The 14,373-nt window shown below is 74.1% G+C and carries 12 protein-coding genes; 5 read left to right on the forward strand and 7 right to left on the reverse strand.

What is annotated here, in order from left to right:
- Nucleotides 1–238: 238 nt before the first annotated feature.
- The 3 genes from J0670_RS01910 to J0670_RS01920 all read right to left on the reverse strand — a co-directional run bounded on the left by J0670_RS01910 (nucleotide 239) and on the right by J0670_RS01920 (nucleotide 3,600).
- On the reverse strand, nucleotides 239–1,420 hold the full coding sequence (locus J0670_RS01910) for an acyl-CoA dehydrogenase family protein (protein WP_207808923.1): 1,182 nt from the start codon (nucleotides 1,418–1,420) through the stop codon (nucleotides 239–241).
- A 94-nt stretch (nucleotides 1,421–1,514) separates the two neighbouring features.
- On the reverse strand, nucleotides 1,515–2,570 hold the full coding sequence (locus J0670_RS01915; protein WP_207808925.1) for a zinc-dependent alcohol dehydrogenase family protein: 1,056 nt from the start codon (nucleotides 2,568–2,570) through the stop codon (nucleotides 1,515–1,517).
- A gap of 49 nt (nucleotides 2,571–2,619) precedes the next feature.
- The gene (locus J0670_RS01920; protein WP_207808927.1) at nucleotides 2,620–3,600 is read right to left on the reverse strand and encodes a nitroreductase family protein; all 981 of its coding nucleotides are present in this window, start codon (nucleotides 3,598–3,600) and stop codon (nucleotides 2,620–2,622) included.
- 287 nt (nucleotides 3,601–3,887) lie between these two features.
- Between J0670_RS01920 and J0670_RS01925 the strand changes: the two genes are divergently transcribed.
- From J0670_RS01925 to J0670_RS01935, 3 genes are all read left to right on the forward strand, one after another.
- Nucleotides 3,888–5,354 (forward strand): MBL fold metallo-hydrolase RNA specificity domain-containing protein, encoded by a 1,467-nt coding sequence (locus J0670_RS01925; protein ID WP_207808929.1) that lies wholly within the window; start codon nucleotides 3,888–3,890, stop codon nucleotides 5,352–5,354.
- A 125-nt stretch (nucleotides 5,355–5,479) separates the two neighbouring features.
- Nucleotides 5,480–6,343, forward strand: coding sequence for a universal stress protein (locus tag J0670_RS01930; RefSeq protein ID WP_207808931.1), 864 nt, complete (start codon nucleotides 5,480–5,482; stop codon nucleotides 6,341–6,343).
- Nucleotides 6,344–6,400: 57 nt separating this feature from the next.
- Nucleotides 6,401–6,952, forward strand: coding sequence for a YbaK/EbsC family protein (locus tag J0670_RS01935; protein ID WP_374223051.1), 552 nt, complete (start codon nucleotides 6,401–6,403; stop codon nucleotides 6,950–6,952).
- Between the two features lie 10 nt (nucleotides 6,953–6,962).
- On the opposite strand, the gene J0670_RS01940 is transcribed toward J0670_RS01935, so the two are convergent.
- The 3 genes from J0670_RS01940 to J0670_RS01950 form a co-directional block, all read right to left on the reverse strand.
- Nucleotides 6,963–9,098 (reverse strand): AAA family ATPase, encoded by a 2,136-nt coding sequence (locus tag J0670_RS01940; RefSeq protein ID WP_243436389.1) that lies wholly within the window; start codon nucleotides 9,096–9,098, stop codon nucleotides 6,963–6,965.
- A 119-nt stretch (nucleotides 9,099–9,217) separates the two neighbouring features.
- Nucleotides 9,218–9,838: a TOPRIM nucleotidyl transferase/hydrolase domain-containing protein gene (locus tag J0670_RS01945; protein ID WP_243436390.1), complete on the reverse strand. Its 621-nt coding sequence runs from the start codon at nucleotides 9,836–9,838 to the stop codon at nucleotides 9,218–9,220.
- Between the two features lie 84 nt (nucleotides 9,839–9,922).
- Nucleotides 9,923–10,726 carry a class I SAM-dependent methyltransferase gene (locus tag J0670_RS01950; RefSeq protein WP_207808934.1) on the reverse strand — a complete coding sequence of 268 codons (804 nt, stop codon included), beginning with the start codon at nucleotides 10,724–10,726 and terminating at the stop codon, nucleotides 9,923–9,925.
- A gap of 152 nt (nucleotides 10,727–10,878) precedes the next feature.
- Here J0670_RS01950 and J0670_RS01955 point away from each other — a divergent pair, with 152 nt between their 5' ends.
- Nucleotides 10,879–11,967, forward strand: a complete 1,089-nt coding sequence (locus tag J0670_RS01955) for a branched-chain amino acid aminotransferase (RefSeq protein ID WP_207808936.1) — start codon at nucleotides 10,879–10,881, stop codon at nucleotides 11,965–11,967.
- Between the two features lie 12 nt (nucleotides 11,968–11,979).
- On the opposite strand, the gene J0670_RS01960 is transcribed toward J0670_RS01955, so the two are convergent.
- Nucleotides 11,980–13,605, reverse strand: coding sequence for an ADP-ribosyltransferase domain-containing protein (locus tag J0670_RS01960; RefSeq protein WP_207808938.1), 1,626 nt, complete (start codon nucleotides 13,603–13,605; stop codon nucleotides 11,980–11,982).
- Between the two features lie 208 nt (nucleotides 13,606–13,813).
- On the opposite strand from J0670_RS01960, the gene J0670_RS01965 reads away from it, so the two are divergent.
- The coding region (locus J0670_RS01965) for a macro domain-containing protein (protein WP_207808939.1) at nucleotides 13,814–14,373 on the forward strand (560 nt) is incomplete at its 3' end.

A 14,373-nucleotide genomic window follows, 5' to 3' on the forward strand; every position in this document is an offset into this window, starting at 1 on the left:
CCGGAATATCGTCGATAAATGATGGAGCTCCCACGAATCACCGCGCCCGCGCGCGCGACGGCATGCGAACGGCGCCGGACCGGTGGAAGCCCACCGGTCCGGCGCCGTTTCGCGAGGCGTCCCGTCCAGGTCTGTACGTGGTCGGTACGTGGTCTGGCGCGTGGTCTGGCGCGTGGTCTGGTACGTGGTCTGGTACGTGGTCTGTACGTGCGGCGGAACCCGTCAGATCGTCAGATCGTCAGATGTAGAGGGAGTTGGGCTCCAGCCCGCTCAGCACCCGCCCGTACAGCTCGTAGGCGGTCTGCGGGTACATCAGCGCGTGCAGGTTGATCGCCTGGATGTTGCGCGCGACGCGCTGGATCGGCGCCGTCTCGTAGATCGAGGAGCCGCCGCTGGCGCCGGCGAGGAGGTCGACCGCCTCCTTGGCCAGCTGGCAGACCGCGCCCACGTCGGCCCGGGCCCGGACCCGCTCCTCCAGCGTCCAGCCCTCGCCGCTCGCGCCCTTGGCGTCCAGCAGGCCGGCCGTACGGTGGCCGTGGAACTCCGCCGCGTCCGTCTTCAGGGCGGCCTCGGCGACCTGGAGGTGGGTGATCGCGGCGTCGCGCTGGGCGTCGTAGGCGGTGTAGGTGATCTTCCGGTTCGGCAGCCGCAGCATGAACTCGTCCCGGGCCGCCCGCGCGAGGCCGAGCGGCGTGCCGACCGAGGACGCCGTGGCGACCCCGAGCAGCGGCGCCCGGAACATCGGCGAGTCGGCGTTGGCGACCGAGGCGGACTGCCCCTGGAGGATCGCGCCCAGCGGGATCATCCGCGCCTCGGGCACGAACAGGTCCTCGGCGACGGTGCTGACGCTGCCGGAGCCGCGCAGGCCCGCGGCGTGCCAGTCGTCGACGATGGCCAGGTCCGACATCGGCACCAGACCCATCAGCGGCTGCATGCCGCCGTCCGGGGTCGGCGCCATGACGATGATCTCCTGCCAATGGCTGTGCAGGGCACCGCTGATGAAACCCCACCGGCCGTTGACCCGGTAGCCGCCGTCGACGGGCGTCGCCATGCCGGTGGGGCTCAGCGTGCCGCAGAGTCGGACGTCGGGCGTGGAGAACACCTCGTCCTGCACCTCGTCCGGGAACATCCCCGCCATCCAGGTGGGGATCCACGAGACCTGCGTGGTCCACCCCACCGCGCCGTCGCCGCGCGCCAGTTCGGCGCTCACGTCGACCATCGTCCGCGCGTCGGACTCGAAGCCGCCGTACCGGGCGGGCGTGCGCATCCGGTAGAAGCCGGCGTCGGCCAGCGCCTCGACGACCTCGTCGTGCAGTCGGCGGTTCTGGTCCGACCACAGCGCGTGTTTCTGCAGAAGGGGAATCAACTTCGTTGCACGGTCGACGAGTTCAGCGCCGGTTGGCGCTTCGACGGTGGTCACCCTGGCCTCCTCGGGACATGACGGGCGCGGGAATAGGGCCGCCCACTCATGGTGGTGATGCCGTACCGTACTCGCATCTCCCGGATTGCCGTGATCAGTTCGCGCTTCTGGTCCTCAGCAGCGCGACCTTGAGGGCGCCGGTCCCGGCCGCGTCGGCGAACACGTCGTACGCCTCCTGCATCTCCTCGAGGCCGAAGCGGTGGGTGACCAGACCGGAGACGTCCAGTCGGCCGGCGGCCAGCAGATCGAGCAGCAGCGGGGTGCTGTCCGTGTCGACCAGCCCGGTGGTGATGGTGACGTTCCGGATCCAGAGCTCCTCCAGGTGCAGCACGGCCGGCCCGCCGTGCACGCCCACGTTGGCGACCCGGCCGCCGGGGCGCACCAGCCGGGTGCACAGTTCGAAGGACTCGGGGACGCCGACCGCCTCGATCGCGACGTCCACCCCGAGCCCGTCCCGGCTCAGCGCGCGGGCGGCCTCCGGGGTGGCCTCGGCCACGGTCAACGCCGTGTCCGCGCCGAAGCGTTCGGCCGCGGCGAGCCGGCTCGGGGCGAGGTCGATCGCGATGACACGGGCCGGGCTGTACAGCCGGGCGGTGAGGATCGCGGCGAGCCCGATCGGCCCGGCGCCGACGATCGCGACGGTGTCCCCCGGCCCGATCCGGCCGTTGCGGACGCCGACCTCGTACGAGGTGGGCAGGATGTCGGCGAGCAGGAGGGCGTCCTGGTCCCCGACCGCCTCGGGCAGCCGGTGCAGCGAGGTGTCCGCGAAGGGGGTGCGGACGTACTCGGCCTGGCAGCCGTCGATCAGGTGGCCGAGGATCCAGCCGCCACCGCCCGTGCACTGCCCGTAGCTCGCGGCCCGGCAGTAGGAGCAGCGGCCGCAGGCGGAGATGCAGGAGACCAGGACGCGGTCGCCGACGGCGACGGTGCGCACGCCCGGCCCGGTCGCGGTGACGGTGCCGACGGCCTCGTGGCCGAGCACCCGGCCCGGCTCGACTTCGGGGACGTCGCCCTTGAGGATGTGCAGGTCGGTGCCGCAGATGGTCACCGCGTCCACCCGGACGACGGCGTCCTCCGGACCCCGGACCACCGGATCGGGCACCTCGCCCCAGGTCCGGCGGCCGGGTCCGTGGTAGGTGAGCGCTTTCATGCCGTGGTCGCTTTCGGTTCACAGCCGCTTTCGCGGGCACCGGGCGGGTTCAGGAGGGGTCCAGCACCTCGCCCACCGGCAGGCGCGGGGTGGCGGCGCCCTCCGGGCCGTAGCCGAGGCGGATCAGGATCTGCACGTAGCCGGGGCGCTGGTGCGGGTCGCGGGCCTCCCAGCGCAGGTACGGCCACTCCATGGCCTGGTGCAGCAGGGAGGCCCGGACACCGTGAACGGTGGCGGCGAGCAGGACGTGCTCCAGGGCGAGACCGGCGCGCAGCCAGTCCGCGGGGGTGTCGTGCTCGGTGGTGAGGACGGCGATGCGCGGCTCCCGTTCGAAGAGGGCCGGGGCCCGGTGCTCGGCGGCGTGGATGGCGGAGAAGTCGCGCATCGGCAGGTGGCCGGCCGCGTCCTGGGGGCCGAGCGCGCCGACTGGGATGCCGACCGGCGGTACCTCGCCGGTGCGGATCCAGCCGCGGCTCTCGGTGCGCTGGGCCTCGTCGGTGACGTTGCGGCGCTCGGCCTCGGCGGTGAGGTGGAGCAACCGGGCGGTCTCCGCGTGGTCGGGCAGGTGGAGCGCGGCGTCCTCGGCGTGGGCGGCCTCGACCAGTTCGTCCAGGACGGCCGGCGGGACCGGTGTGTCGGCGAACGGTGTGCGGATGGAGTGCCGACGCCAGATCGCCTCGTACAGCCGCTCGGTGCCGAGGGCCTGGGCGGTGGCCGGGGTGTCGAGCCGGAGGGCCGCCAGCAGGTCGGGTTCGGCGGGGTCGGGCAGCAGGCGCACCTCGGGCGCCCAGCCGAGGTGGCGGGCGGCGACCCGCAGGTTGAGGACGGCCGCGCCGACGGAGATGTGCAGCGCCCGGCCCTGCGGGTCGGCCGCCGGGACGGCCCGGCTGCGGTCGGCCCGGACCTCCAGGGTCGAGGTGTCCGGCCGGAACCGGAAGCGCCAGGGCTGGCTGTTGTGGATCGAGGGCGCTGCGGCCGCCGCGGAGACGAGTTCCTCCACGGTGGCTGCGTCGAGGGCGCGGGTGGACATGGCCACCTCCAGGGGTCAGCCGGGCTGCCGGTCAGCCTCCACCGTGCCTGCGGGGGCCGGCGCGGCGCTTGGGCCGTTCGACTCAATCTCCGGGCCCGCCGCGCGGGCCGGTGACACCACCGATTCTGCGCGTCCGCGCGGCCGGGCGCACCGCGTCGGCCGCGCGCCGTGGCGTCCCGGCGGTGGCATCCCCGCAGTGGCGTCCCGGCCCAGGACAGCCCGGCCCAGGACAGCCCGGCCGGTCGGCGCGAGGATGGGAGGAACCTCGCACCGTGCTGGAGGCGGCCATGACGACGGACCCCACGGCGGAACCCACCGACGTCGGCGAGCCCCGCCCGCAGGCGGACGAGCCCCGACCGCAACCCCGGCCGGGCCTGCTGACCTTCCTGGGCGGCGTGGGCACCGTCACCGGCAGCAAGTTCCTGGTCGAGACCGACCACGCCCGGCTGATGATCGACTGCGGCCTGTTCCAGGGCCTGGCCGAACTGCGCCGCCGCAACCGGCGCCCGCTGCCGCTCGACCCGGCCGACGTCCGGGCCGTCGTGCTCACCCACGCCCACCTGGACCACTGCGGCTACCTGCCCCGGCTGGTCCGCGACGGCTTCCGCGGCCCGGTGCTCACCACCCGCGACACCGCCCGGATCGCCGAGCTGATCCTGCGCGACAGCGCCCACCTGCTGCGCGAGGAGGCGGACCACGCCAACCTGCACGGCTGGTCCAAGCACCGGCCCGCCGAACCGCTCTACGACGACCGGGACGTCGAGAACGCGCTGCGGATGTTCGACCCCGTCCCGCTGGACACCGACGTCGAGATCACCGCCGGCATCCTGCTCCGGCTGCACCGCGCCGGGCACATCCTCGGCTCCGCCTGGGCCCACCTCACCCTGGAGGACGGCCACACCATCGCCGCCAGCGGCGACCTCGGCCGCCCCGTTCACCCCCTGCTGTGCCCGCCCGAACCCTTCACCGGCGCCGACGTCCTGCTGATGGAATCCACCTACGGCAACCGGCACCACGAGGAGACGGCCGCCCGCGAGTGGTTCGCCCGGGCCGTGGAGAGGACGCTGGCGCGCGGCGGCACCGTGGTCATCCCGTCCTTCGCCGTCGACCGCACCGAGGTCGTGCTGCACCAGCTGACCGAACTGCGACGCACCGGCCGCCTGCCCGCCGCCGTACCGGTCTACGTGGACAGCCCGATGGCGCTGGCCACCCTGGAGATCTACCGGGACGCCTTCGCCCGCGGCTCCGACCAGCTGCGCCCGGACGTCCTCGCCCAGGGGCCGACCGCCCTGGGCCCGGAGCCGTTCACCCTGATCCGCTCGCTCCAGGAGTCACTCGCCCTGGACCGGGGCCACGGCCCCGCCGTCATCGTCTCCGCCTCCGGCATGGCCACCGGCGGCCGGGTCGTCCACCACCTGCGCAGCCTGCTGCCGGACTCCCGCAACACCGTCGTCGTGGTCGGCTACGCCGCCGCGGGCACCCGCGCCCGGGACCTCGTGGACGGCGCCCGCACGCTGAAGATGTACGGCACGTACGTCCCGGTGCGCGCCGAGGTGGTCAACGTCCCCGCCTTCTCCGCGCACGCCGACGCCGCCGAGATCATCGACTGGCTGCGCCCCGCCCCGCCGCCGAACGCGGTCTACCTCGTCCACGGCGAACCCGAGGGCTCCCAGGCCCTGCGCGACCGGATCGACCGCGAGCTCGGCTGGACGGCCGTGGTCCCGCGCTCGGGCGAGCGGGTGCTGATCCGCTGACGCACCGGGGCCCCGCCCCGAGAGGCGCCGCTCCCCGCCAGTGCCGATACTGAAGCCTGTCCGAGGCCGCAGCCGAGGCGGCCCTGGCGCAGGCCCCGATCCGCCGCCGACCCGAGGAGTACGCCGTGACCGGACCCGTCACCGCCGGACCCGTCGTGGTCGGATTCGACGGCTCACCCGAGAGCCGGTCCGCCACCGAGTGGGCCGCCCGTGAGGCGCAGCGCCGTGGCGCACCCCTCGACGTCGTCGAGGCCTGGCCGTGGCCGAAGCGGGACGTGGTAGGCAGCGACCAGGTCCATCAGCACGCCATGGCGGAACTCGCCACCCGGGAGTCCGAGTTGCGCGCCCTGTTTCCCGATCTCCCGGTCTCGTCCTCGGCGGTGTCCGCCGACCCGGCCGAGGCCTTGGAGGCCGCCGGGCGCGGCGCCGCGCTGCTGGTGCTCGGCTCACGCGGGCTGGGCACCCTGCGCGGCTTCCTGACCGGTTCGGTGAGTCAGGCGGTGCTGCGCCGGGCGCCCTGCCCGGTGGTGCTGGTCCGGGCCGAGGGCGGGGAGTCGGACGGGCCCGTGACGGTGGGCCTCGACCTGGCGCACCCGGTGGAGGACCTGCTGGCCTTCGCCTTCGAGGCCGCCGCGCTCCGCTCGGCGCCGCTGCGCGTCGTCCACGTCTGGTCCCCGCCGGCCGGCAGCGAGTACATGGCCTTCGACGCCATCGGCGGGCTGGAGAACGAGGTCTCCGCCGTCGAACGGACCGAGCTCGGCGAGGCCCTGGAGCCCTGGCGGGCCCGCCACCCTGAGGTGGAGGTGTCGGCCGAGCTGATCCGCGGCAAGGCCAACGTCACCCTGGTGGACGCGGCCGCCACGGCCCGGCTCCTCGTCGTCGGCCGCCGCGCCCGCCGGCTGCCCCTGCTCCACCACCACCTCGGCTCGGTGGCGCATGCCGTCATCCACCACGTCCACTGCCCGGTCGCCGTCGTCCCGTTCGGCTGACCGTCCCGGAGGGGGCGTACGGCCGACCGCGCTACAGTCCGTCGCATGGACAACTCCGTGCACCCGCCCTTCGGGAACTTCACCACCGCCTTCGCCGCCCTGGAGGTTCGCGCCGAACTGGCCGCCCCCGTGGCCGACGCCCTGGAGAACTGGGACGCGCGGGAGGCGGCCGCCGCCGTGCTCTACGTGGACACCGACCCCGAGAAGGCGGACACCGCGGTGTTCTGCGAGGCCTACGACGCGCCGCCGGAGCTCTCCGCGAACTGCGTGGTGGTCGCGGCCAAGCGCGCCGGGGAGGTCACGCTGGCCGCCTGCCTGGCCCTGTCCACCACCCGGGTGGACGTCAACAAGGCGGTGCGCACCCACCTGGGGGCGCGGAAGGCGTCGTTCGCCCCGATGGACACCGCGGTCGAGCTGACCGGCATGGAGTACGGCGGCATCACCCCGCTCGGCCTGCCCGGATCCTGGCCCCTGCTGATCGACGAGGCCGTGGCCGCGGCCCCGCACGTCCTGGTCGGCAGCGGCCGCCGCCGGGGCAAGCTCATCCTCCCCGGCTGGGCGCTCACCCGGCTCCCGGGCGCCCGGGTCCTGGCGGGCCTGGCCGGCTGAGGCCCGCCCCTCAGTCCCCCGCCGCGGACAGCGGCGCCGGCAGCGGCCGGGAGTGCAGCACGTCGAGGCGGGAGACCGCCCTGGTCACCACGACGTAGAGCCGGTGCAGGCCGCGCGGCTCGGCCTCGACGATGGCGGCCGGCTCCAGCACCACCACGTGGTCGTACTCCAGCCCCTTGACCAGGGAGGCCGGGAGGACGGTCACCCGGGCCGCGGTGCCGACCTCCTCGGCCCGGGCGGCGGCCAGGCCGGCGGCCTCCAGCACGGCGGCGGCCCGCTGCGCCTCCCGGTCGGCGGCGATCACCGCGATCGAGCCCTCCCGCTCCAGCGCCGCCCGCACCGCGGTCACCACCATCGAGTCCAGGTCGGCATTCCGACGAATCGTCAACTCGCCGTCCCGGCGCAGCGAGACGGCCGGCAGCACGTCCACGTCCAGGGCCGGCAGCAGTCGGTTGGCCAGGTCCATCACGGCGGCCGGGACGCGGAAGCCCGTGGTGAGTGGGACGACGGCGGCCCGCGGCTTGCCCAGGTGGGCCAGTTGTTCGGCCCAACTGCCCGCCGACCAGGGGGCGGTGGCCTGGGCGAGGTCGCCGAGGACGGTCAGCGAGCCGAAGGCGCTGCGCCGGGCGATGGTCCGGCACTGCATCGGCGAGAGGTCCTGGGCCTCGTCCACCACGACGTGGCCGAAGCTCGCCGGGCGCTCGATCAGACCGGCCACCTCGTCCAGCAGCATCAGGTCGTGCTCGGACCACTTGGCGCTCTTCGGCGAGCGCGGCGGCCGGGCCCACCGGATCGCGGCCTGCTCCTCGGCGTCGAGCAGCCCGTCGGCGGCCTCGGCGAGCGCGGCGGGGTCGCCGAGCAGTTCGGCGAGCACGGTCTCCGGGCGCACCGCGGGCCAGGCGGCCTCCAGGAAGGCCGCGACCGGCCGGCAGCGGGAGACCTTCCGCTGCCAGGCGCCACTGGTGACGCCGATCCGGCGTTCGGCGCGGTCCCGGAGCTCGGTCACCACCCGGGTGCGGACGTTCTCCCGGCCGGTCGCGTACGGCGGCGCCTGGTCGAGCACCTCGGTCACGATCCGGTCGAGTTCGCCCGGGGACACCCGCCAGCGGTAGGAGCCCTCCGGCACGACCACCGGTTCGGAGCCCGACGCCCGGATCCGCCCGTACAGCGCCCGGCGCAGAACCTCGGCCATCCGCGCGTCCTGCTTGATCGCGGCGGCCCGTTCGTCGTCCACCGCCCGGACGGGGTGGGCTGCGACCAGGTCCTCGACGGTGCACTGGGTGACGTCGAGTTCGCCGAGCGCGGGGAGGACTTCGGCGATGTAGCGCAGGAAGGTCCGGTTGGGGCCGATGACCAGCAGCCCTCCGCGCTGGATGCGCTGCGGGAAGGTGTAGAGCAGGTACGCGGCGCGGTGCAGGCCGACGGCGGTCTTGCCGCTGCCGGGGGCGCCCTGGACGCAGACGGACTCGCTCAGCCCTCCGCGCACCAGTTCGTCCTGCTCGGGCTGGATGGTGGCGACGATGTCGCGCATCGGCCCGGTGCGGGGGCGTTCGATCTCGGCGGCGAGCAGGCCGCCGCCGGTTCCGTCCGGCCCGTCCGACTCGGCGAGGCCGAGGCGCCCGCCTTCCAGGTACTCGTCCTCCAGGCCGGTCAGGTCCTCCGGCGCGCCGGGGCTCCACGGTGCCCAGCCGAAGCGGCGGCGGCGCGCGAGGCCGAGCGGTTCCCGGGCACTGGCCCGGTAGAACGCCCGGGCGACCGGGGCCCGCCAGTCGATCACCAGCGGCTGTGCGGTCGGGTCCTCGGAGACGCGCCGGCGGCCCACGTGGTAGCGCTGCCCGCGGTGGTCGCCGGTCTCCGGGGCGTCGCCGAAGTCGAGGCGGCCGAAGAAGGGCGGGCTCTCCGGGAGTTCCTTCAGCCGTTTGGCGCGGGTGCGCAGGTAGCGGCCCAGGGCCTCGGCGCTGGCGCCGTCGCCGGAGACGTCCTCGCCCGCGACGACCTGGTGGTCCGCGTCCTCGACCTGTCGGGCGAGTGCGGCCCGGCACGCCGCCGCGTGGGCGCGCTCGCGGTGCAGTTCGCCGTCGAGGCCGTCGAGGCCGTCGGCTTCCGGTGGGGCGTGCCGGGTCTCGTGCCGGATTTCCGCTGTCATCGCTCGCGCCCCTTCCGCCGTCCGCAACGGGCCCACCCGCTGTCCACGAGCATCATAACCAAACTCGGTTAATCTTTTTACTCGGTCAGCAATTGTGGCGGGGACGGGCGGACAGCGGTTCAGAGGCTCGCGAACAGGCCCTCCAGCGGGGCCGGCACCCGGTCGGGCTCCAGGGCCTCGACGAGGACCCGGCCGTACCGGATCTTGCGGCCCTTCTTCGTCCCGAGGAAGCGCCGCAGCTGCTGGTGCGCGCCGCGGTCCCGCTGGGCGGGCTGCTGCAGGAAGATCAGCAGGGGGCGCAGGTCCCCCTCGGCCTCGATGAGCTCCCGGACGGTCTCCACGCCCAGCGCCCGGATCAGCTCGTCCTCCAGGTCCGCCGCGCAGACGAAGAACCGCTGCGCCGTGGCACCGGCCAGCTCCCAGCCACGGTCGAAGTACCCGCGCTCCTCCTCGTCGCACAGTCCGGTGAGGCGCAGCCGCAGGCCGCGTCGGCCGAGGCGGCGGGCGTAGCGCCCCACGTTCATCGCGCCGCCCATCGGCAGCACGCAGATCCCTTCGGCCGCCAGGTCCCGGCCGCGCACCCGGGCCAGCGCCTCGACCGCGGCGGCGTCGCTCAGCCCTTCGAGCAGGACGGCCGTCCGGACGTCCAGCACCTCGGCCAGCTCGTACGCCGGCTCACCGGGGCCGCCGGCCGCCCATGCGGTGACCGCCTCCCGGAACGACACCATGTCATCTGTCATCGGACGAACGACCCCCTCGGTCCCTGACACAACTCCCCCGGCGACCCATTGCCGCCGGGGACACCGCCCCCCGTTCGGCGAGGATCAGGGCCTGCGCCCCCAGGCGGAGATCATCGGCGCGGTGGCCAGGTCCAGCCGACCGGAGGCGACGGCGGCCAGGTGGCGCTCGATCTCCTCGTCGGTGGCGAGCCCGCGTTCCACCAGCAGGTGGCGGATCTGCCGCACGGTCGCGTCCTCCAGGACGGCGCAGGCCGGGGAGGTGATCGGGAAGTAGGCGTCCGCCTCGACGCCGGCCAGCCCGGCCTCGCGCAGCACCCGGGGCAGCGTGCGCCCGTACGAGAGGTCCGCGCCGCGCCCCGCCATCAGGGTGCGGAAGCCGGAGCGCAGCCGGTTGGCGAGCCGCTGCTCGGGGCCGGACTCGTCCGGGCACAGCAGCGGCTGCAGTGCGGGGTCGGCGTCCTCCAGCAGCAGCCAGCCGCCGGGCTTGAGCGCCCGCACCATCCGGCGCAGCGCCTCGGCGCGGTCGGCCACGTGCACCAGGACCAGCCGGGCGTGCACCAGGTCGAAGCTCCCGGCGGGCGGAGGGTCGGACGCCACGTCGTGGGTGTGCACCTCGATGACGCCGTTCGCGATGCCGCGGGTCCAGGAGACGTCGATGTCGGTGGCGACCACCGATCCGCTCGGCCCCACCCGCTCGGCCAGCCCGAGCGGCACGGACGGTCCGCCGGCCCCGACCTCCCAGCAGCGCATCCCGGCCCCGATCCCGAGCCGGTCCACGTGCCGGAAGGTCACCGGGTCGAACAGCTCGGCCAGCGCCCCGAAGCGGACACCCGCCTCCGACTGCCGGTTGTCCAACAGGTACCTCTGGTCACTCCCGTGCTCAGCCATACCGGGATTCTGGCAGACCTCCCGTCCGCCGGGGCCCTGCCCACTGCGTGGACGGCCGGGACGGCCTGCGGGAACGGCCGTTAACATGCCGTGGACGGCGCCGCCGGGCAGCGCGCCCGGGACGGATCGCCCTGCGAGCCGAGGAGTTGACGATGACTGGAACCTTCCCGCTGGTCCGGACCACCGAGCCCGTCCCCGAGGCGGAACGGCACGGCATCCTCGCCGCGCCGGGCTTCGGGAAGTTCTTCACCGACCACATGGCCACCGCCACCTGGACCTCCGCCGAGGGCTGGCACGAGCGCCGGATCGGCCCGCTGGCGCCGTACACGCTGCACCCGAGCGCGGCCGTGCTGCACTACGCGCAGGAGATCTTCGAGGGGCTGAAGGCCTACCGCCACGCCGACGGGAGCGTCTGGCTGTTCCGTCCGGAGTTCAACGCCCGCCGCTTCGCCGGCTCCGCGCGGCGCCTCGCCCTGCCCGAGCTGCCGGAGGAGGACTTCCTGGCCAGCGTCGAGGAGTTGGTCCGGGCGGACGAGGCCTGGGTGCCGGCCTCCGGCGGCGAGGCCAGCCTCTACCTGCGGCCGTACATGTTCGCCTCGGAGGCCTTCCTCGGCGTCCGCCCCGCCGACCGGGTCACCTACTCGGTGATCGCGAGCCCGGCCGGGCCGTACTTCGCCTCCGGCGTCACGGGCATCACGCTCTGGGTCAGCGGCGAGTACACCCGCGCCGGGCGGGGCGGCACCGGCGCGGCCAAGTGCGGCGGCAACTACGCCTCCAGCCTGGCGGCGCAACTGGAGGCGAAGCAGCACGGCTGCGACCAGGTGCTGTTCCTGGACGACACCGGCGGCGAGGGTGATCTGGAGGAGTCCGGCACGATGAACCTGTGCCTGATCACCTCCTCCGGCGAGCTGGTCACCCCCGCCCTCGGCACCATCCTCGACGGGGTGACCCGCTCCTCGATCCTGGCGCTGGCGGGCGAGTTCGGGCTCGCCCCGGTCGAGCGCGCCATCACGCTGGCCGAGCTGCGGGCCGGCGCCGCCGACGGCACGGTCACCGAGGTCTTCGCCGCCGGCACCGCCGCCGTGATCACCCCGATCACCGCCTTCAAGGGCGAGGGCTACGAGTTCACCGTCGGCGGCGGCACCCCCGGCAAGCAGACCCTCGCCCTGCGCGAGCACGTGCTGGACATCCAGTACGGACGCGCGGAGGACCGCCACGGCTGGCTGCGCCGGGTGTCCTGACCCGCCCCCGGGTCAGGACACCAGCGGCCCCTCGGCGAGCTCGGTCAGCGTCACCGTGCACAGCCCGCCGCGCTGGGCCCGCACGTCGGTGACCTCCAACTGGGTGCCCGGCAGCAGGATGAACTCCTCCTCCCCGGTGAACGCGGAGAACCGCTGGATGCCCGCGGCGCGGCGCGGGCGCACCTCGAAGAGGGTGCGCTTGCCCCGGCTGCCGAGGAAGGACTGGGCCACGCCGAGCTTGGACGTGCAGGAGGACACGCCCCACCACGTCACCGTCCGCCCGAGCGGGTACTGGCGGCGCAGGTCCAGCGACACCCCGCGCCAGAGCGGCTCGGTGCGGACGGGCAGCCGCGAGACCGCCGCGAACAGCAGCCGCAGGTACGGCAGGTACGGGACGAGCCGGCCGCGGTCCGGGGAGCGCAGCACCGCGTTGATCTCCCGGTAGAAGGCCGACTCGCAGGTGTAGAGGTAGAGGGCGGCGATCGCGTCGGCGGACAGGCCCGCGGTCTGCCCCTCGTCGGCGCGCCGCTTGCCGAAGTCGTGCGACAGCGCGACGTGCCGGTCCAGCCCGTTGAGCAGCCTGGCCACCGGGGCCACGGCGTCCCGGAAGCCCAGCACGGGCGTGTCGAACACCCCGCTGATCGCCGGGAGTTCGAGGCCCTCGTCCTTGACGCTCGCGAGCCGGTCCAGGTAGAGCTGGTGCAGCTCCATGGTGGAGGCGATGAACGCGCCCATCCGTTCGGCGACGCCCCCGTCCGCGCCGCCGTGCTGGGCCGCGCCGGTGTTCCAGCCCTTGCTCGGGAGCCAGTCGATCTCGTCGGCGCCGAGCGAGGCCAGGGCGGCGTTCACCGTGGCGAAGTGGTCGTTGTCGCAGAAGATGTCGCCCTGGGCGGCGGGGTTGGCGTGGTCGATGTGGCGGACCTCGACCCCGGGGTACTTCTTCTCCAGCCGCCGCACGACGCTCTTGAGGGTGCGCGCGTGCGCGCCCCACCAGGCGAAGACCACGCCGCGGTCCTCCTCGTCGGCCTCCTGCTTGGCCCGGAGGATCTCCTCGATGATCCGCTCGATCACCGGCCGCCAGAACGCGGTGTGCTGGTCGGGGCCCATCGCCCCGTCGGCGCTGGCGGTGAGCGCCGCGTTCAGCAGCAGCACGCCCTGGGTGAGCATCGCCTGGAACCACTCCGGCGGCTGGACGGTCTCCCGCTCCTTCAGCAGCGCCCGTATGTCGGCGATCGGGGTCTTCTTGGGGATGCCGTACTTCCACATCGCCGCCGCCTTGATGATGCAGCGGATGCTGATCACCCGGCCGAACTGGCTGTCCTTCCAGTCGTGGAAGGCGTTGTCGAACATCGCGATGCCGGTGGCGCTCTCCGGCCGCGGGTACGGGTTCTGGCCGAAGACCACGACCTTCCACTTGTGCGGCGCGTGCGGCTTGAGGGCCTGGAAGGTCAGTTCGCGGACGGGGACGACGTCCGGGCCGCGGCCCGGGCCGATGAACGAGGCCGCGGCGGGCTGCGCCTCGATGACCGGCTTGAGCAGCGGCAGCCACGGCTCGCCGCCGCCCTGGAAGAGCTCCGCGAGGGCGAGCGGGTCGTTCGGGTCGGGCTGGGCGGCGGCGGGGGTGTCGACGGCGTTCATGGTGGCGGCGCTCCGGCTGGGTCGTTCGGTACGTACGGCAGGAATGAGGAGAGGTGAGTGTCCGTCAGTTCTCCCGGCGGACACCACAGTCCTATCCGACGGGACTGACAATCCCGGTCGGCCGAGCCGGGCCGGACGGACTGTCAGTGGCACCCGTTAGCGTCGTCGTCGACCGGAGGAACCGGGGCCTACCGACAGGAGTCGCAGCATGTCCACGTACCACGCGCAGTACCCGCTCAGGGTGGTGCTGACCGACCTCGACGCGATGGTGGTCGAGTCGTGGCGCTCGGCCTTCGCCGACACCCCCGGCGTCGAGATCCGGCAGGGCTCGATCCTCGCCGAGCCGGTCGACGCCTGGGTCAGCCCGACCAACTCCCGCGGCCGGATGGACGGCGGGACGGACGCGGCCATCAAGAGGCACCTGGGGGCCGGCATCCAGCTGCGGGTGCAGAAGGCGATACGCGACCGGTACGCGGGCCTGATGCCGGTGGGCGGGGCGGTCTGCGTGCCGACCGGGGCGGTCGTCCCGAGGTACCTGATCTCGGCGCCGACGATGGAGGGCTCCTCGCAGAACGTGAGTGAGACCTTGAACGTGGCCCTGGCCTGCGCCGCCGCCTTCCAAGCCGTCCACCGGCAGAACATGGTGGACCCGGGCAGCATCCGGTCGGTCGCGCTGGTCGGCATGGGCGCCCAGACCGGGCGGGTCCCGGCCCGGATCTGCGCCAACCTGATGTGGACGGGCTACACGCTCTTCAACGACCACTGCTT

The organism is Streptomyces sp. FH025 (genome assembly GCF_017427025.1).
Classification (GTDB): Bacteria; Actinomycetota; Actinomycetes; order Streptomycetales; family Streptomycetaceae; genus Kitasatospora.

What these genes read in the sequence shown, in the direction of transcription:
- J0670_RS01940 (WP_243436389.1), bottom strand. Translation starts at nt 9,098, where the DNA reads ATGACAGCGGAAATCCGGCACGAGACCCGGCACGCCCCACCGGAAGCC.
- J0670_RS01915 (WP_207808925.1), bottom strand. Translation starts at nt 2,570, where the DNA reads ATGAAAGCGCTCACCTACCACGGACCCGGCCGCCGGACCTGGGGCGAG.
- J0670_RS01945 (WP_243436390.1), bottom strand. Translation starts at nt 9,838, where the DNA reads ATGACAGATGACATGGTGTCGTTCCGGGAGGCGGTCACCGCATGGGCG.
- J0670_RS01950 (WP_207808934.1), bottom strand. Translation starts at nt 10,726, where the DNA reads ATGGCTGAGCACGGGAGTGACCAGAGGTACCTGTTGGACAACCGGCAG.
- J0670_RS01960 (WP_207808938.1), bottom strand. Translation starts at nt 13,605, where the DNA reads ATGAACGCCGTCGACACCCCCGCCGCCGCCCAGCCCGACCCGAACGAC.
- J0670_RS01920 (WP_207808927.1), bottom strand. Translation starts at nt 3,600, where the DNA reads ATGTCCACCCGCGCCCTCGACGCAGCCACCGTGGAGGAACTCGTCTCC.
- J0670_RS01955 (WP_207808936.1), top strand. Translation starts at nt 10,879, where the DNA reads ATGACTGGAACCTTCCCGCTGGTCCGGACCACCGAGCCCGTCCCCGAG.
- J0670_RS01925 (WP_207808929.1), top strand. Translation starts at nt 3,888, where the DNA reads ATGACGACGGACCCCACGGCGGAACCCACCGACGTCGGCGAGCCCCGC.